The 18,025-nt window shown below is 69.9% G+C and carries 18 protein-coding genes; 4 read left to right on the top strand and 14 right to left on the bottom strand.

Features of this window, described 5'->3' with window-relative positions; all coding sequences use genetic code 11:
- Positions 1-32: 32 nt before the first annotated feature.
- The 13 genes from groL to glmS all read right to left on the bottom strand — a co-directional run bounded on the left by groL (position 33) and on the right by glmS (position 13,886).
- Entirely contained in the window at positions 33-1,652 is a 1,620-nt protein-coding gene (groL, locus tag JF781_RS14615; RefSeq protein WP_225330439.1) for a chaperonin GroEL, read from the bottom strand.
- 139 nt (positions 1,653-1,791) lie between these two features.
- Positions 1,792-2,094, bottom strand: coding sequence for a co-chaperone GroES (groES, locus tag JF781_RS14620; RefSeq protein ID WP_007167930.1), 303 nt, complete (start codon positions 2,092-2,094; stop codon positions 1,792-1,794).
- Between the two features lie 238 nt (positions 2,095-2,332).
- On the bottom strand, positions 2,333-3,358 hold the full coding sequence (tsaD, locus tag JF781_RS14625; RefSeq protein WP_225330438.1) for a tRNA (adenosine(37)-N6)-threonylcarbamoyltransferase complex transferase subunit TsaD: 1,026 nt from the start codon (positions 3,356-3,358) through the stop codon (positions 2,333-2,335).
- A complete protein-coding gene (gene rimI, locus JF781_RS14630) occupies positions 3,355-3,822 on the bottom strand; it encodes a ribosomal protein S18-alanine N-acetyltransferase (protein ID WP_225330437.1) in 468 nt (155 codons plus the stop codon). Before rimI ends, tsaD begins: the two co-directional genes overlap by 4 nt.
- Positions 3,819-4,445 carry a tRNA (adenosine(37)-N6)-threonylcarbamoyltransferase complex dimerization subunit type 1 TsaB gene (tsaB, locus tag JF781_RS14635; RefSeq protein ID WP_225330436.1) on the bottom strand — a complete coding sequence of 209 codons (627 nt, stop codon included), beginning with the start codon at positions 4,443-4,445 and terminating at the stop codon, positions 3,819-3,821. Before tsaB ends, rimI begins: the two co-directional genes overlap by 4 nt.
- Positions 4,442-4,954, bottom strand: a complete 513-nt coding sequence (locus JF781_RS14640; RefSeq protein ID WP_225330435.1) for a tRNA (adenosine(37)-N6)-threonylcarbamoyltransferase complex ATPase subunit type 1 TsaE — start codon at positions 4,952-4,954, stop codon at positions 4,442-4,444. The genes tsaB and JF781_RS14640 overlap by 4 nt, the downstream gene beginning before the upstream one ends.
- Positions 4,941-5,996 carry an alpha/beta fold hydrolase gene (locus tag JF781_RS14645; protein WP_225330444.1) on the bottom strand — a complete coding sequence of 352 codons (1,056 nt, stop codon included), beginning with the start codon at positions 5,994-5,996 and terminating at the stop codon, positions 4,941-4,943. Before JF781_RS14645 ends, JF781_RS14640 begins: the two co-directional genes overlap by 14 nt.
- 52 nt (positions 5,997-6,048) lie before the next feature.
- On the bottom strand, positions 6,049-7,224 hold the full coding sequence (alr, locus tag JF781_RS14650) for an alanine racemase (protein ID WP_225330434.1): 1,176 nt from the start codon (positions 7,222-7,224) through the stop codon (positions 6,049-6,051).
- Between the two features lie 103 nt (positions 7,225-7,327).
- A complete protein-coding gene (locus tag JF781_RS14655; protein ID WP_225330433.1) occupies positions 7,328-8,710 on the bottom strand; it encodes a glutamate decarboxylase in 1,383 nt (460 codons plus the stop codon).
- A gap of 21 nt (positions 8,711-8,731) precedes the next feature.
- A complete protein-coding gene (locus JF781_RS14660; protein ID WP_225341276.1) occupies positions 8,732-10,153 on the bottom strand; it encodes an NAD(P)H-hydrate dehydratase in 1,422 nt (473 codons plus the stop codon).
- A gap of 66 nt (positions 10,154-10,219) precedes the next feature.
- Positions 10,220-10,939, bottom strand: a complete 720-nt coding sequence (locus tag JF781_RS14665; protein ID WP_225330430.1) for a rhomboid-like protein — start codon at positions 10,937-10,939, stop codon at positions 10,220-10,222.
- 65 nt (positions 10,940-11,004) lie between these two features.
- Positions 11,005-11,898, bottom strand: coding sequence for a DUF4436 domain-containing protein (locus JF781_RS14670; protein WP_225330429.1), 894 nt, complete (start codon positions 11,896-11,898; stop codon positions 11,005-11,007).
- Between the two features lie 113 nt (positions 11,899-12,011).
- Entirely contained in the window at positions 12,012-13,886 is a 1,875-nt protein-coding gene (gene glmS / locus JF781_RS14675) for a glutamine--fructose-6-phosphate transaminase (isomerizing) (RefSeq protein WP_225330428.1), read from the bottom strand.
- Positions 13,887-14,330: 444 nt separating this feature from the next.
- Here glmS and JF781_RS14680 point away from each other — a divergent pair, with 444 nt between their 5' ends.
- The 4 genes from JF781_RS14680 to JF781_RS14690 are packed head-to-tail and all read left to right on the top strand — an operon-like array spanning position 14,331 to position 16,626.
- The gene (locus JF781_RS14680; RefSeq protein ID WP_225330427.1) at positions 14,331-14,528 is read left to right on the top strand and encodes an Rv1535 family protein; all 198 of its coding nucleotides are present in this window, start codon (positions 14,331-14,333) and stop codon (positions 14,526-14,528) included.
- 43 nt (positions 14,529-14,571) lie between these two features.
- Positions 14,572-15,411 (top strand): dienelactone hydrolase family protein, encoded by an 840-nt coding sequence (locus tag JF781_RS14685; RefSeq protein WP_225330426.1) that lies wholly within the window; start codon positions 14,572-14,574, stop codon positions 15,409-15,411.
- A 10-nt stretch (positions 15,412-15,421) separates the two neighbouring features.
- Positions 15,422-15,547 (top strand): hypothetical protein, encoded by a 126-nt coding sequence (locus JF781_RS28445; RefSeq protein WP_255641902.1) that lies wholly within the window; start codon positions 15,422-15,424, stop codon positions 15,545-15,547.
- A gap of 38 nt (positions 15,548-15,585) precedes the next feature.
- Positions 15,586-16,626: an LLM class F420-dependent oxidoreductase gene (locus JF781_RS14690; protein WP_225330425.1), complete on the top strand. Its 1,041-nt coding sequence runs from the start codon at positions 15,586-15,588 to the stop codon at positions 16,624-16,626.
- Positions 16,627-16,630: 4 nt separating this feature from the next.
- Here JF781_RS14690 and JF781_RS14695 read toward each other — a convergent pair whose 3' ends face one another.
- A complete protein-coding gene (locus JF781_RS14695; protein WP_225330424.1) occupies positions 16,631-18,025 on the bottom strand; it encodes a hypothetical protein in 1,395 nt (464 codons plus the stop codon).

Raw genomic sequence — 18,025 nt, forward strand, 5'->3', positions numbered from 1 at the left:
GGGCGCTCGACCCGGGGGTATTCCGTTGCTACTCAGTGATGGTGGTGATGGCCGTGACCGTGGTCATCGGCTTCCTCGGCCGGCTTTTCGACGATCGCCGTCTCGGTGGTCAGCACCATCCGGGCCACCGACGCCGCGTTGAGCACCGCCGAGCGGGTGACCTTGACCGGGTCGATGACGCCGTCGGCGATCAAGTCACCGTAGGTGAGCTTGTCCGCGTTCAGCCCGTGCCCGTTGGGCAGCTCGGTCACCTTGTGCACCGCGACCGCGCCGTCGAGCCCGGCGTTGGTGGCGATCCAGTACAGCGGGGCCGCCAGCGCCTCGGAGAAGACGTCGACGCCGAGCGCCTGATCGCCGGACAGCGAGCCGCGCAGCTCCTGAAGCGCCTTGCGGGTCTGCAGCAGCGCCGAGCCGCCGCCCGCGACGATGCCCTCCTCGACGGCGGCCTTGGCGGCCGCGACGGCATCCTCGACGCTTTCCTTGCGTTCCTTGAGCGCGGTCTCGGTGGCGGCGCCCACCTGGATCACGGCGACGCCGCCGGCCAGCTTGGCCAGCCGCTCCTGCAGCTTCTCGCGGTCCCAGTCGGAGTCGGTGGACTCGATCTCGGCGCGCAGCTGCTTGATGCGGTTGGCCACCGCGTCCTTGGCGCCGCCGCCGTCGACGATGACGGTGTCGTCCTTGCTGACCACCACGCGCCGCGCCGAGCCCAGCACGTCCGTGCCGACCTCGCGCAGCAGCAGGCCGGCGTCGGGGTTGATCACCTGACCGCCCGTCACGATCGCCAGGTCCTCGAGGAACGCCTTGCGGCGGTCGCCGAAGAACGGCGCCTTGACCGCGACGGCCTTGAGCGTCTTGCGGATGGAGTTCACGACGAGGGTCGCGAGCGGCTCACCCTCGATGTCCTCGGCGATGATCAGCAGCGGCTTGCCCGATTCGGCGACCTTTTCCAGCATGGGCAGCAGGTCGGGCAGCGAGCTGATCTTGTCCTGGTGCAACAGGATCACCGGGTCGTCCAGCACGGCCTGCTGCGCGTCGAAGTCGGTGACGAAATATGCCGACAGGAAGCCCTTGTCGAACCCGACGCCCTCGGTGAACTCGAGCTCGGTGCTCAGCGTGGAGGATTCCTCGACGCTGACCACGCCGTCGGTGCCGACCTTGGTCATCGCCTCGCCGACGAGCTCACCGAGGAGCTGGTCGCGCGACGACACGGTCGCCACCTGGGCGATCGAGTCCTTGCCGGAGACCGGGGTGGCCGACGCCAGCAGCGCCTCGGACACCGCGTCGGCGGCCTTGGAAATTCCCGCCCCGAGTTCGATGGGATTGGCGCCGGCAGCAACGAGGCGCAGGCCACCCTTGACCAACGCCTGGGCCAGCACGGTGGCCGTGGTGGTGCCGTCGCCGGCGACGTCGTTGGTCTTGGTCGCCACCGACTTCACCAGCTGGGCGCCCAGGTTCTCGAACGGGTCTTCCAGGTCGATCTCACGCGCGACGGTGACGCCGTCGTTGGTGACCGCGGGACCGCCGAATGCCTTGGCCAGCACCACATGCCGGCCGCGGGGCCCCAATGTCACCCGTACCGCGTCGGCGAGCGTGTTCACGCCCGCCTCGATGGCGCGGCGCGCTGTTTCGTCGTACTCAATAATCTTGCTCATCAGTCTCCTTCCGTCCGGCGACGACGCACGACGGGAAACCGTCCTGCTGCGGAGCCGGGCAATTCAAACCAGCCAAAACGCATGCCGCCCCGGAAATCACCCGCGCGGACGCGGGGATCGCCGGGGCGGGACACGGTCCTTACTTGGAGACGACAGCCAGCACGTCGCGTGCCGACAGGATCAGGTACTCCTCGCCGTTGTACTTGATCTCGGTGCCGCCGTACTTGCTGTAGATGACGGTGTCGCCCTCCGAGACGTCCAGCGGGATGCGCTTCTCGCCGTCTTCGTCCCACCGGCCGGGGCCGACTGCGACGACGGTGCCTTCCTGCGGCTTCTCCTTGGCGGTGTCGGGAATGACCAGACCGGACGCGGTCGTGGTCTCGGCCTCGTTGGCCTGCACGAGAATCTTGTCCTCGAGTGGCTTGATGTTCACCTTCGCCACGATTGGAGCCCTCCAGTGTTTGGGTCGGGTCCGGGACGCGCCCGGACCGGAGTTGATGGCCGGTCCGGGGCTCGCCCGAACCTGCCGAATTATCAGGTGTTCGGCATTCGTCCAGGCCCGAGCGCCGTCGTCGCGGGTGCCGACACAGGGCTTGGCCGATTGCCACCTAGCACTCTATACACGGGAGTGCTAGCACTCAAGGGCACCCTGCTGCTTCCCGCATGTTCGCCGTCAGCGATCAGCTGACCTGCGCCTTCACCACCGGCAGGCCGGGGTCGCTAGGCGCGTCCAGCGGGGATTGCGGCGCCCCGGCCGCCACCAGATGCGCGGCGAAGGCGGCGATCATCGCCCCGTTGTCCGTGCACAGCCGCGGCCTGGGGATGCGCAGCGTCAGCCCGGCCGCCGCGCAGCGCTGCTCCGCCAGTTCCCGCAAGCGCGAATTCGCGGCCACTCCCCCCGCGATCAGCAGTGTCGAGACGCCGAGGTCCGTCGCGGCGCGCACGGCCTTGCGGGTCAGCACGTCGGCCACGGCCTCCTGGAAGCCAGCCGCGACATCGGCGTTCACCGCGTCCGGGTGGCTTTCCAGGTGCCGTGCCACGGCCGTCTTGAGGCCGGAGAAGCTGAACGCGTAGGGGTCGTCGCGCGGCCCGGTCATGCCGCGCGGGAAGGCGATCGCGTCGCGGTCACCGGTGCGGGCCAACTCGTCGAGCACCCTGCCGCCCGGGTAGCCCAGCCCCAGCAGCCGCGCCACCTTGTCGTAGGCCTCGCCGGCCGCGTCGTCGACGGTGCTGCCCAGCTCGACGATCGGCTCGCCGAGCGACCGCACATGCAACAGGTGGGTGTGGCCGCCCGAGACCAGCAGCGCCACGCACTCGGGCAGCGGCCCGTGCTCGTAGACGTCGGCGGCCAGGTGCCCGCCCAGATGGTTCACCGCATAGAACGGGACGTCCCATGCGGCCGAATAGGCTTTGGCCGCAGCGACTCCCACCAACAGGGCGCCGGCCAGCCCGGGCCCGATGGTGGCCGCGACGATGTCGGGCTTGTCCAGGCCGGCGGTCGACAGCGCGCGGCGCATGGCGGGCCCCAGCGCCTCCAGGTGTGCGCGGGAGGCGATCTCGGGGACCACGCCGCCGAACCGCACGTGTTCGTCGACGCTGGACGCCACCTCGTCGGCCAGCAGGGTGACGGTGCCGTCGGCGCCCAGCCGCGCGATGCCGACTCCCGTTTCGTCGCACGAGGTTTCGATGGCCAAGATGGTCGTCATGTGCGCCGCGCCTCCCTCCGCATGGTGTACGCGTCCGCGCCGCTGACGCGGTAGTAGCGGCGGCGCAGGCCGACCTGCTCGAACCCGACGCTGCGATACAGCCCGATGGCCGGCTCGTTGTCGGTGCGCACTTCCAGGTACACGACACCGCCGTCGGCGAACGTCAACAGCTCGTCGAGCAACCGGCGGCCGATGCCCTGCCCCTGGTAGGCGGGGTCCACGCCGAGGGTGTGGACCTCGTGCTCGAAGGGCGGCGTGCGGCCCAACCGTGAGATGCCGGCGTAGCCGACGAGCGTTTCGCCGACGCGCGCGCCCACGTAATGGTTGTGGGCGCTTGCCAATTCCCGGTTGAACGCCGCCGCGGGCCACGGGTCGTCGCCGTCGAAGAGCTGCGCCTCCAGCTCGGCGCAGCGCTGCGCGTCGGCCCGCGTCAACGCGCCGACGGTCACGGGCTCGGCGATCATTGCCGCGCCGCCAGGGGTTTGGCGTCGGGACGACGCAGGTACAGGGCAACCAGCGGAGCCGGGTCATCGGACCAATCCCCCACCGCGGCAACAAGTCCGGCCGGCGTCGGGTACGCGGGCTCGCACACCGGCAGGCCGAATATGGCCGCGTGTTCGGGCGAGCCGGCCACCGTCTGCGCGTTGCCGGGGTCGACGTCGGCGGGGGCATCAACCCCCGGCCCGCCGGTCCGTATGCCGTCGCGGTAGCGGGCCCAGTAGACCTCGCGCCGACGGGCGTCGGTGACCACCAGCGCGTCCCCGGTGGTTTGCACGCCGATGGCGTCCAGGCTGCACACGCCGTACACCGGGATGCCCAGCGCATGCCCGTAGGCGGCGGCGGTCGCCATCCCGGCCCGCAGACCGGTGAACGGCCCCGGGCCGCAGCCCACCACGACGGCGTCGAGGTCGGCCATCGTCAGCCCCGCATCCGCCAGGGCGGCAACCACATTCGGGGTGAGCCGTTCGGCGTGGGCCCGGGCGTCGACGGTGACCCGCTGCGCCGGCACGGACAGGTCCTCGCGCCGCACGATGCCGGCCGTCACCGCCGGGGTGGAGGTGTCGAGGGTCAGCACGAGGATGCTCATGAGTCCGCCCCGCTCGTGGCGCTGCCGGCCCTGGTGGCCCACCGCCAGGTCGCGATCCGCACGTCGGATCCGCTGATGCGCTCCAGCCGGATGTCCAGGTGCCGTTCCGCGAGGCGCTCGACCAGCCCTTCACCCCATTCCACCACGACGACAGCGTCGTCGAGATCGCTGTCCAAGTCCAGCGAATCGAGCTCCGCGAGCAGGTCGGCGCCTTGGTGGTCGGTGTGGTCGAGCAGCCGGTACGTGTCGACGTGAATCATGGTCGGGGCGCCAGGCCGCCGCGGCGGGTGCACCCGCGCCAACACGTAGGACGGCGAGGTGATCGGGCCGTCGACGTCCATCGCCGCCGCAATCCCCTTGGCCAGCACCGTCTTTCCCGCGCCGAGCGGACCGGAGAGCACCACCACGTCACCCGCCCGCAGCCGCTCACCGAGCCGGGCCCCCAACGCGATCGTGTCCTCGACGCGCTCACAGGTCGCGATGCCCTCACCGCCATCACATTGACCCACGGCGCCGCAGCCTTTCTCGTATCCGCCGCAGCCTCAGCGCCGCCTTGGTCGGGGTGGCGCGCCTGACCAGCCGCACCAGGCCGCCGTTGATGGCTTCCGGCTTGTCCAGCAGCGCCAGGTGACTCGCGCCGACGACGATGACCAGCTCGGACTGCGGCAGGCCGGCGGCCATCTTTCGCGAATACTCGTCCGGGGTGAGCAGGTCGTGGTCGCCGCAGGCGATCAGGGTGGGGATCCGCAGCAGTGTCCACAGCCCGGCGGTTTCGTCATGTTCTTCCAACGCGTCCAGGAATCCCACCATGGTGGGTATGGGCGTGCTGTTCATCATCCGCTGCGAGAACGCGTCCAGGCTCCGGCTGACCTGCAGGTCGCTGTAGGAGGCGGCCCGCAGCACCGGGCCGATCAGCGAGCGGGATACATTGCGGCCGCGATGCATCAGGTTCGGCGCGGACCGCGCGGCGACCCGGACCGCTTCCAGCGCAGGGTTTTTCAGGATCTCACCCAGCGGGGACCGCGCGACCCCTTCGGCCGCCGAGGAAATCAGCGCCGCGCCCACGATTCGGCGCCCGTACTCTTCGGGGAACTGGCGCGCGTGCGACAACACCGTCATGCCGCCCATCGAGTGGCCCACCAACACGATCATTCCGCGCGGCACCACCGCGTTCAGCACGGTTTGCAGATCCTTGCCGAGTTGGGTCAGCGTGTAGGTCTCGGGCGCGGCCTCGCCGGATCGGCCGTGCCCACGCTGGTCGTAGAAGACCATCCGCACGTCGGGGCCCAACTGCTCGGGCAGCCGGGTCCGCTGAAAGTGGAAGGCGCCCATCTGCAGGCAGAATCCGTGCACGAACACCAGGGTCAACGGCGCGTCGGCCGGGCCGGCTTCGCGGACCGCGAGCGGCACGCCGTCGGGCGTGGTCACCACCAGGCTGTGGTCGTCCTCGAGCCTGTTGAAATCCTCATGGGCGTAAGGATCTTCGACCGTGGCGCGCTGGGTGATCGACCGGCGGGCCGAGGCTCCGATGATGGTGGCGATGGCCGTCAGCCCCGCACCCCCCGCAAGCCATGCCCTGCCCTTGTAGCGCTTGCGGGATCCCTCAGGGCGCAACGGTGTGCGCCTCGCGGTAGGTCCTGGTGATCCGGCCGCGGGGGCTGGTCACCACTTCGTAGTGGATGGTGCCGAGCAGATCGGCCCAGTCCTGTGCGGTGGGTTCGCCATTGCGACCGGGCCCGAACAGGATCGCCTCGTCGCCCTCGGCGACATCGGTGGGGCCGGGGCCCAGGTCGACGACGAATTGATCCATGCAGATCCGTCCGACCCCCGGTCGGCGCCGGCCGTTGATCAACACCTCCAGCCGGTTGCCCAGGGACCGGAAGATGCCGTCGGCGTAGCCGACCGGCAGCAGCGCCAGGGTGGTGTCGCGCTGCGCGGTCCAGGTGTGCCCGTAGGACACGCTCTCGCCCGCACGTATCGATTTCACCAGTGCCACAGGGCATTTCACCGTCATGGCCGGGATCAGACCCATGTCGCCGAGCTCGGGCACCGGGCTCAGCCCGTATACCGCGATGCCGGGGCGCACCATGTCGAAGGCCAGGTCGGGACGCGACATCGTGGCCGACGAGTTCGACAGGTGCGCCACCTCGTAGCGCACCCCCTCATCGCGCGCCTGGGCCAGCATGTCGGTAAACCGTTGGGCCTGAAGGTCATTGACCGGGTTGGCGGGTTGATCGGCGTACACCATGTGGGACATCAGCCCGCGCAGCACGACGGCGTCCTCGGCGACGGCGCGGCGCAGCGCGGTCAGCATCGACCGATAGTGCGCCGGCGGTACGCCATTGCGATTCAGCCCGGTGTCGACCTTGACGGTCACCGTCGCGGTCCGGCCGGTGCGGCGCACCGCGTCCAGCAGCTCGTCGAGCTGGCGCTCCGACGACACGGCGATCTGGATGTCGGCCAGCAGCGCGGGCCCGAAGTCGACGCCGGGCGGGTGCAGCCAGGCCAGCACCGGCGCGGTGACGCCGTCGGCGCGCAGCGCCAATGCCTCGTCGACGGTGGCGACACCCAACTCGGCGGCCCCCGCGGCCAGCGCGGCGCGTGCCGTCCGGCCGGCCCCGTGGCCGTAACCGTCGGCCTTGACGACGGCCATCACCTGCGCGCCGCCGGCCTGCTCGCACAGTAGCCGCACGTTGTGCTCGATCGCGCCCAGGTCGACCAGGGCCTCGGCGAGGAGGCCCGGTGTCAGGGATATCGGCGCAGCGGCCCGCCCGGTCATGGCCGCCATTGTCCCAGAACCGCGCAGCACGCCGCCGAGCGTGGACTTGTCGGCGCGATTTCGGCGTGATCGGCGCCACAACTCGACGCTCGGCGCGGCGGCCTCAGTGCGCGAAGTGCTGATCCGCGTAGTGGCCGCCGGGCCTGAGCTTGTCCAGCGAGCTGAGCGTCGAGACGGCATCGTCGTGCAGCGCCCGGGCCAGGTCGGCCGAGAGCCCCTCGCGCACCACGATGCGCAGCACCGAGACATTGGTGGCATTGTCCGGCATGGTGTAGGCGGGCACCTGCCAGCCGTAGGTCCGCAGCTCGTGGGAGACATCGAACTCGGTGTAGCCGCGGTCCTTGGACAGCCGAAAGGCGACCACAGGGATCGCGGAGCCGTCGGAGACCAGTTCGCAGTGCTCGCTGACCCGCAGCTGCTCCCCCAGCCAGCGCGCCGTCCCGGACAGCGCCTGCATGACCTTGGTGTAGCCCTCCCGACCGAGCCGCAGGAAGTTGTAGTACTGGCCGACCACCTGGTTTCCGGGGCGCGAGAAGTTCAGGGTGAAGGTCGGCATGTCGCCGCCGAGATAGTTGACCCGAAACACCAGGTCGTCGGGCAGGTATTCTTTGCTGCGCCACACCACGAACCCGACGCCGGGATAGGTCAGCCCGTACTTGTGGCCGCTGACGTTGATCGACACCACCCGGGGCAGCCGGAAATCCCACTTGAGCTCGGGGTGCAGGAACGGCACCACGAACCCGCCGCTGGCGGCGTCGACGTGCACCGGGACGTCCACACCGCCGCCGGCCGCCACCTTGTCCAGCGCGCCGCAGATGTCGGCGACGGGCTCCAGCTCACCGGTGTAGGTGGTGCCCAGGATCGCCACCACGCCGATGGTGTTCTCGTCGACGGCGTCGACCACCTGTTCCGGGGTGATGACGTAGCGCCCCTCCTCCATCGGCAGGTAGCGGGGCTCGACGTCGAAGTAGCGGCAGAACTTCTCCCAGACGACCTGGACGTTGGACCCCATCACCAGGTTCGGGGTGCGGCCCTTCCAGTCTTTGCCGATCTTCTGGCGCCAGCGCCACTTCATCGCCAGGCCGCCCAGCATCACCGCCTCGCTGGAGCCGATCGTGGACACCCCGCACGCGCTGTAGGGGTCGGCGTCGTTCAGGCCGTCGGCGTGGAACAGGTCGGCCACCATGCACACGCAGCGCTGCTCGATGGCCGCGGTCGCCGGGTACTCGTCCTTGTCGATCATGTTCTTGTCGAACGTCTCGGCCATCAGCTTCCCGGCCTCGGGGTCCATCCAGGTGGTGACGAAGGTGGCCAGGTTCAGCCGCGAGCTCCCGTCGAGCATCAGCTCGTCGTGGATGAAGCGGTAGGCGGCGTCGGGGTCCATCGATTCGTCGGGCATCCGCAGCGCCGGGACCGGGGCCGTGAACAGCCGGCCGGTGTAGGCGGGGGCGATGGAGTGCGCGGGCAGTGAAGGGTGTTGTGGCACTGGGGAATCCTCTCGATAGGTCTACAGGGCGGCCAGGGCGGCTCGGATGTGCGGCACCATGCGTGACGCGGAGGTGGGCGCGTCGCCGGGGCCCGGGTCGGCGGCCGAGCGCGCCGCCGCGTCGGCGTGGACGAAGGCCGCCGCCGCGGCCGCCTCGCCCGGCGGCAGGCCCGCCGCCAGCAGCGCGCCGATCATGCCGGACAACACGTCGCCGGAGCCGGCGGTGGCCGCCCACGACTGCCCGGCCGGACTGAGATAGACCGGACCGCCCGGATCGGCGACGACCGTGACGTTCCCCTTGAGCAGCACCGTGGCGCCGAACGCCTCGGCCAGCTTGCGGCACGCACCCACCCGGTCATCCCCGGGGGGACTACCCGCTAGGCGCGCGAATTCACCGGCGTGCGGAGTCAGCACCGTCGGCGCGGTGCGATCGGCCACCAACTGGGGATGGGCCGCCAGGATCGTCAGGCCGTCGGCGTCCACGATCACCGGCAGGTCGCTTTCGAGCGCGAACCACAGCGCCGCCGCCCCGGCGTCGTCGGTGCCCAACCCCGGCCCGACCACCCAGGACTGCACCCGCCCCGCCGACCCGGGGCTGGGCGAGGCGATCACCTCAGGCCAGTGCGCGAGCACCTCGCGGTGCGCGCTGCCGGCGTAGCGGACCATCCCGGAGGTCGCCGCGACCGCGGCGCCGGTGCACAGCACGGCGGCGCCCGGATACGTCGACGAGCCGGCCATCACGCCCGTGACGCCCTGCGTGTACTTGTCGTCGTGGGGACCCGGCACCGGCCAGCGTGCCGCCACGTCGGCGGCCTCGAAGCCCAGCACGTCCGTGTCCGGCAGGTCCAGGCCGATGTCGATCAACCGCACCCGCCCGCAGTCGCCGAGCGCGTGCACGGGTTTGAGCCCGCCGAAGGTGACGGTCAGCACGGCGCGCACCGCGGGACCGCTGGTGGTCCCGGTCGCCGCGTCGACGCCACTGGGGATGTCGACGGCGACCACGGGGATCCTCGCGTCATCGACGGCGGCGAACACCTCGGCCGCGGCGGGCCGCAGGGCTCCGGAGCCGGAGATGCCCACCACCCCGTCGATGACGAGATCGGTTGCGGGCGAGACACTTTCGACGATCCGGCCGCCCGCCCTGCGGAACGCCGCCAGCCCCTTGCGGTGCGTGCGCTCCGGGTTGAGCAAAATCGCGTCGGCGGCCGCGCCGCGACACCGCACGAAGGTGGCCGCCCACAGCGCGTCGCCGCCGTTGTCTCCGGAGCCGACGACCGCGCAGACCCGCCGCCCGGCCACCCCGCCGGTGCGGGCCGCCAACTCGCCGACGATCTCGGTGGCCAGCCCGTAGGCGGCGCGCCGCATCAGGGCGCCGTCAGGCAGGCTGGCCAGCAGCGGCGCCTCGGCCTGGCGGATCGCATCTACGGAGTAGTAATGCCGCATCAGAGCCAGATTACGTGTCGCCATCGCGGGGGCTTGGCGCCCACCAGCTTTCGCTGCGGCCCGACATCAGCCGGGGTCCGCCGGGGGGATGCTGCGGCGCGCCATGGCCTTGAGGCGCGCGGGACTCAGTTGCCGGCTGCGTTTGGAGCGTGTGCGGGTCATCGGGTAGAAGCACAGGCCGATGAGGATCGAGGCGAAATGCCCGATCGCGGTGAAGTCCAGCTCGACGCGGTCCATGGTGATCAACGGGAAACCGAAGATGACGAACAGCACCCCGAGATAGCCCCAGCGCCAGGGCCTCGCGATGTGGTAGGCCAGCACGGCCATCACGCCGACCAGGAAATAGCTGACCCCGATGTCGCGCGCGTGCACGAGCCGTTGCGACGCATCGCGTTCCTCGATCGCGAAGTAGAGGATGCCCTCGCTGATGTAGGTGGCGAGGATGTGAGAGCTCAAACCCACAGTGAGCCAGCGCAGCTGGCCGAGCCAATGTTCGGCCGGCGCGAGAAACAGGGTGAACAGCAGCAGGTAGGGCTCGAAGTTCTTCCCGTCAATCCACAGCAGGCTGGAGAACAATACGTCGAGCGGGTTTTTGCCCAACTCGTGAATGTTGGTGGAGCGGTGCAGCAATACCGAATGCAACTGGCGGCCGGTGAGGTGGTTCTGGATGATCGTCGTGACCATCAGCACCAACAGCCAGCCGTAGGTCAGCGGCGCAGTGCTGACGAAATGCCACACCGTCAGCGTCATGCTGCGCACTCGTGCCCGAACCGATGCATGCGCCACGACATCAACCTTCGCACGCGGGGCGCCGCGCCCGTACGACTTCGGCGGCTAACACGCCGCCGCCCTCAGCTACTCGACGGTGCGGGCTCCGCGGGCGCCGGCGCCGCAGCGAGCACCGGCGGATTGAGATGTCGCCACCAGCAACCGATGTAGAGCACCATCGAGACCGCCAACGCGAGCAGGACCCAGATCACGACGGTGATGTCGACCCAGCTGCCGAAGGGTGGTGAGCCGGGTAGCGCGTTTCTCAGCGGCACCACCGCGAACAGCATCGCCGCGTACCACGTCGTCATCGGCGGCTGGAACGGCCGCCGGTCCCGCGCGGTCTGAATCGCAACGAACAGAGCCAGACTGGCGATCGTGATCAGCACGCCGAGGATGACGATCGCGAACGCCGCGGTGCTCAGCGACCGCCGCACGTGCAGCCGGTACGGGCCGTCCGCCTGGGACCTGGTCGCGGTGAGTTGCCACCCCGAGAGGTGGTCGATGAAGGTGACGGGCACGTGGTCGGGCGCCCGGTCGGTATCGGGGCCGTAGAAGATCTCGACTTCGATCAGCCCCGAGCGGTATTGGTCGAAGGGCCAGCGCTCGATCTGACCGGCGATGGTCAGCGGGATCGCCATGAGCCCGGGAAGCATGCCCTTGGTCCAGGTGTGCCGCGACGGCATCGCCGAGGATCTGACCCGAAGGCTGAGATCCTCCTTGAGGTGGTGGGTTTTCGGATCCAGCAACGCCGATCCGGGATTGAAGGCGAGGTTGACGGCGAGCACGCTGTTGTTCGACTGCATCTCTTCCACGTTGATCGTCGCCGACGGCTGGTCGCTGCTCACCACCGGGGTTGATCCATCCAGTCGCCGGACCGTATCGCTTTGGGCGTACGTCAAAATCGACCCGGCGTAGACCGCGAGGACGAGCACGACAACACCTACGACGCCGAATCTGATGCCGCCCGATCGCATACTTCCTCCCGCACGGACGCAGCCTCGACCTCCTGGCCGAAAGGCTTTCCCAGGGCAATGTAATGGATCGACCGCGGGTCCGTCGCCGATACGCGCGAAGCGGTGCGAGCTACCTACTCGACGGTGACGGACTTGGCCAGGTTGCGCGGCTTGTCCACGTCATAACCGCGCGCCTGGGCCACGGACGCGGCGAACACCTGAAGCGGGATCGTCGACAGCAGGGGCTGCAGAAGCGTTGACACGGAGGGGATTTCGATCAAGTGGTCGGCGTAGGGCCGCACGGTGTCATCGCCTTCTTCGGCGATCACGATGGTGATCGCCCCGCGGGCCTGGATTTCGCGGATGTTGGACAGCAGCTTGGCGTGCAGCACCGCGGACCCCTTGGGGGACGGCATGACGACGATGACGGGCAGATCATCCTCGATCAGCGCGATGGGGCCGTGCTTGAGTTCGCCGGCGGCGAAGCCCTCGGCGTGCATGTACGCCAATTCCTTGAGTTTGAGCGCGCCTTCCAGCGCCACCGGGTACCCGACGTGGCGACCCAGGAACAGCACCGTCGGCGACTGGGCGAATTGATAGGCCAACGCGGCCACCGGCTTGATCGTCGCGAGGACCCGCGCGACCAGGTCCGGCATGGCCTCCAGCTCGTGGTATTCCCGCGCGACCTCGTCGGGGTACTTGGTGCCACGGGCCTGCGCCAGCGCCAGGCCGACGAGATAGTTGGCGGTGATCTGCGCCAGGAACGTCTTCGTCGACGCCACCCCGATCTCCGGGCCGGCGCGGGTATAGAGCACCGCGTCGCACTCGCGCGGAATCTGTGAGCCGTTGGTGTTGCAGATGGCCAACACCTTGGCCTTCTGCTCCTTGGCGTGGCGCACGGCTTCGAGCGTGTCGGCGGTCTCGCCGGACTGCGAGATGGCGACCACCAGGGTGCTGCGGTCCAAAACCGGGTCACGGTAACGGAATTCGCTGGACAGCTCCACCTCGACCGGCAGCCGCGTCCAGTGCTCGATCGCGTATTTCGCCAGCAGCCCGGAGTGATACGCGGTGCCGCAGGCCACCACGAACACCTTGTCGATCTCGCGGAGTTCCTGATCGCTCAGACGCTGCTCGTCGAGCACGATCCGGCCGTCCACGAAATGGCCCAGCAGGGTGTCGGCGACGGCGGCGGGCTGCTCGGCGATCTCCTTGAGCATGAAGTACTCGTAGCCACCCTTTTCGGCGGCGGCCAGATCCCAATCGATGTGGAACTCGCGGTATGCCCCGGGCCCCAGGTCGTCGTTGCCGTCGAAGTCGGTGATCCGGTAGCCGTTGGCGGTGATCACGACGGCCTGGTCCTGGCCGAGTTCGATGGCGTTGCGGGTGTGCGGGATGAAGGCCGCCACGTCGGAGCCGACGAACATCTCGCCGTCGCCGATGCCGAGCACCAGCGGGGTGGAGCGACGGGCGGCGACGATGGTGCCGGGGTCGTCGGCGTTGGCGAACACCAGTGTGAAGTGGCCGTCGAGGCGGCGCAGCACCGCGAGCACCGACGCGGGGAAATCGCCGGCGGTCTCGCCGTGGCGGTAGGCCTGCGCCACCAGGTGCACCGCGACCTCGGTGTCGGTGTCGCTGGCGAACTCCACGCCCTGGGCCTCGAGCTCGTGGCGCAGGTTCGCGTAATTCTCGATGATGCCGTTGTGGACCACCGCGACCTTGCCGGCGGCGTCGCGGTGGGGGTGCGCGTTGCGGTCGGTGGGGCGCCCGTGGGTGGCCCACCGGGTGTGGCCCAGGCCGGTGGTGCCGGTCAGGGACGACGGCGGCATCTGGGCGACCGCGTCTTCCAGGTTGGCCAGCCGGCCGGCGCGGCGGCTCACGGTCAGGGTGCCGTCACCGTTCGCCAGCGCGATGCCCGACGAGTCGTACCCGCGGTACTCCATCCGGCGCAGCGCGGCCATGACGACGTCACAGGCGGGCCGCTGCCCGACATAGCCGACGATTCCGCACATTCTGACCAGGGTAGTGCAGGCGGGACACCGAACCCGCAATCCGGCGCCATGGTTAGGCCGCCCACCTGCGCCGAAAGGGACGCGGGCACCGCTATTGGGACGGCCTGAAGGGGACGTCCCGGACCAACCTGCCCAGCCCCCCGCCATTCACGTCACCGTCATCACCGCCGGGAATTCTTTCACCTGATGTGCGCGCGACGTTTTTGTTCGCGTCATCGCCGCCGCGATGAACACCCCTAGTATTCGAATTGTCAGCAAAGATCGTCACCGACCGAAGGACGAGCTGCGTGAGGCCTGCCCGGACGCTCTGGCTACCTCGATTTCCCGTTATCGCCGACGCATGAATTCCGTCGTCGATGGTTGTTCACCGGGAATTGTGCAGCGGGTCGCATTGAAATGCGTAACTTGCTCCGACCGACCACCGTGCGCCATGGGGAGGCAATCATGACCGCAGTTCGGTACGACGATGTGACGCCCGCCCCGCTGGCGCCGGCGTCCCGACAAGCCACCAAGCCGCGCCGGCAGCCGTCGACGGGCTCCGGAAACGCCTTGATGGACATGACCACCCACGTGCTCACCGCCACGCTGCACCAGCTCTACGCGGCGCTGTGGCGGGCGGGGGTCATCGAGGTCACGGCCTAGTCATCTTCGCGGGCGTGCGATTGTGATGCGCTAACGTCGACGCGTGGCCCGCATCCGCAAGCTTGTCGCCGCTCTGCACCGCCGTGGTCCGCACCGGGTTTTGCGGGGTGACCTGGCTTTTGCCGGTCTGCCGGGAGTGGTGTACACCCCGGAGGAGGGCCTGAATCTGCCCGGGGTGGCGTTCGGCCACGATTGGCTCGCCGGCGCCGCGCGGTATTCGAACCTGCTCGAGCACTTGGCGTCGTGGGGCATCGTGGCCGGCGCTCCGGACACCCAGCGGGGCGTGGCCCCGTCGGTGCTGAACTTCGCCTTCGATCTCGGCACCGCCCTGGACATCGTGTCGGGTGTGCGCCTCGGGCCGGGCAAGATCAGCGTGCATCCCGCCAAGCTGGGCGTGGTCGGTCACGGTTTCGGCGGCTCGGCCGCGGTATTCGCCGCCGCCGGAATGCCCGCCAAGCCCGCGGCGGTGGCGGCGCTTTTCCCCAGCGTCACCAGCCCGCCGGCCCAGCAGCCGGCCGCGACGCTGAAGGTGCCGGGAGTGATCTTCACCGCGCCGGGCGACCGGGCGACGCTGATTTCCAACGCGCTGGCGCTTGCCGAGGCGTGGGAGCCGGCGACGCTGCGCATCGTCAGCAAGGCCGAGCCCGGTGGGCTGGTCGAGCGCCGGCGGCTGGCCACGGTGCTCGGCCTGCCCGGCCCGCACCGGCGCACCCAGCGGTCGGTTCGGGCGCTGCTGACCGGATACCTGCTCTACACCCTCGGCGGCGACAAAAAGTATCGCGAGTTCGCCGACCCGGACGTGCAGCTGCCCGGGACGGATGCCCTCGATCCCGAGGCCGAGGCAATTCCGCTGGAAGAAAAGATCGTCGCCCTGCTGAAGTGACGGGTAGTTCGTGGCAAGCGCGCACGCGCTGTACGCCCGCTGGATCGCCGAACTCTGGAACGGACGGTTAGTCTCGTGCACCGGCAACGACATCCGCCTGGCCGCCGAGTACTGGACGGGTACTTCGGCGGGCTGAGCGTCCGGGCCCGCGCGGGCGCGTGGTAAGTGTCATGGATGCGAATCGGGATCGCTCTCAATTATTCGAGCGGCTTTCACGAGGCCGTGGACCGCGTCGTCGAACTCGAGAAGTCCGGCATCGAGGTTGCGGTGGTGGCCGAGGCGTATTCGTTCGACGCCATCAGCCAGCTGGGATACCTGGCCGCCAAGACCAACACCGTCGAACTGGCGTCGGGGGTCCTTCCCCTCTACATCCGCACGCCGTCGCTGCTGGCGATGACGGCCGCGGGGCTGGATTTCGTGTCCGACGGGCGATTCCGCCTCGGCATCGGCACCTCCGGGCCGCAGGTGATCGAGGGCTTTCACGGGGTTCCGTTCGACGCCCCGCTGGGCCGTACCCGCGAGATCGTGGAGATCTGCCGCAAGGTGTGGCGCCGCGAACGCGTGCAGTACGCCGGCAAGCACTACCAGTTACCGCTGCCCGCCGACCGCGGAACGGGTTTGGGCAAGCCGCTACAACTCATCAATCATCCTGTGCGCGAACGTATTCCAATCAGCATCGCCGCGCTGGGCCCCAAGAATGTCGAGCTCACCGCCGAGATCGCCGAGGGTTGGCAGCCGGTCTTCTATCTTCCGGAGAAGGCCGCGTGGATCTGGGGTGAGGCGCTGGCCGCCGGCGCCGCCAAGCGTGATCCCGCGCTGGGTCCGCTCGACGTCATGGTGCACGCGTCGCTGGCCATCGGGGACGACGTCGACGAGCGGCTGGCCTGGGTCAAGCCGCAGCTCGGGCTCTACATCGGTGGGATGGGCGCCAAAGGCCGCAATTTCTACCACAATCTGGCGACGCGCTACGGGTACGGCGAGGTCGCGGATCGGATCCAGGAGCTGTATCTGTCCGGCCGCAAGCAGGAGGCCATCGACGCCGTGCCCGACGAGCTGGTGCGGGGGATGTCGCTGATCGGCCCGCCCGGGTATGTGGCCGAGCGCATGGCCGCCTTCGCCGAAGCCGGGGTGACCACGCTGTTGTTGAGCCCGCAGGCCACCGACCGCGACGAGTCCCTGCGCTTCGTCGAGGAAGCCCTGCGGCTGCAGCCCTGAGCCGTCATTGCCCGGCCTGCGGAAGCTGGTCCGCGGCAATCTCGCACGGCGTCGACCCCTCGCCCGCGGGGGGCGCGGGATCGGCGGCGGGCGCGGCCGCGGGCGCCGGCTCAACCGGAGGCTCGGCCGGTGTCTCGGCCGGTGTCGGGTCGGCCGGCGGCGCCTCGACCGGTTGGGCTTGCTGATCGGGCCCAGTGGCCTCGGGTTGGCCCGCGTCGCCGACGGGTTGCGCCGGGTCGGCCCCCTCGGGTTCGGCGGCGGCTTCGTCCTCGGCGACGTCGCCGGTGTCCTCGGCGTTGACGGGATCCTCGGCGTGAAAAGGGTTCTCGTCAAAGGCGTTTCCGCCCGGCGAATCGCCGAACACGTCCGCCCCGTCGCCCGCCGACCCGAGCAGATCGCCCATCGCATCGACGATCCTGCCGGCCAGCCCGAGAAGCCCGCCGCCGCCCCCGCTGCCGAGCCCACCACCGAGCCCACCGCCACCGAGCCCACTACCGAGCCCACTACCGAGCCCGCCCAGGTCGCCCAAAGCCCCGGCGGGCACCCCCGACGCCCCACCGAGTCCGCTTCCCCAGTCCGGTGGCGGCACCGGCGGCACCGGCGTGGGGGCGACCGGCGCCGGCGCCGCAGCCGCCACCGTCGCCGCCGGGTCATCCAGCCGCGGTGGCACAGCTGCCACCGGCGGGGCGAGTTGCGCCGGGACAACGCTCGTCCCGAGATCGCCGGGAAACTCGAACCGCGCCGCCGGGGCGGCGGCCGCCTTGTCGATCACCATTGCGTAGGACGTCTGGACCCCGTCCGAGGTGGAGCGCATCGCGTTCAGCCAGTCGTCACGAATGTCGTTGTCCACGTAGGGAATCACCTGCCGGCGCACCACATCCTCGGCGCCCCGCGGGTCCGCGGCCGCGACCGTGGCGGCGGCGGCCAGCCAGGCCGGCCGCTGCGTCTGTGCGCGGTCGTCGACGGCGATGGCCGTCGCCACTTTCGAATCGATCAGATGCCACAGGTTGTCGCGCAGCGACTCGCACCGCTGGGCCGCCGCGCGCAGTTCGGCGGCGACCGCGTCCGCGGTGTCGCAATGCCGCTGCAACAGCTGCACCGCGGCGTCCCCGCCCGCGCCCGTCCACGCCGCGGCCAGCTCGGCCACCTGGGCGCGCTGCATGCGCAGCGCTTCGGAGGCCACCACGCCGGCCGCCCGCAGCTCGGCGCAGTCACGGTCGAGCGCGCGCAGGTCGAGTCCGTCCTCGCTCGCATACCATTCGCGGATCTGCGCGGGATGCGCTGTCAGGTCGGGATGTTGGTACCCGAGCGCGTGGCAGGCCTGCACGTAGGTCTGGGTGTGCTCGACGGCGACCCGGCCCTCGGCGAGGCGCGCGTCCACATCCAACCGGTCGGCCAC

Origin of the sequence: Mycobacterium sp. WUMAC-067 (genome assembly GCF_020217485.1) — a bacterium.
Taxonomy (GTDB): domain Bacteria; phylum Actinomycetota; class Actinomycetes; order Mycobacteriales; family Mycobacteriaceae; genus Mycobacterium.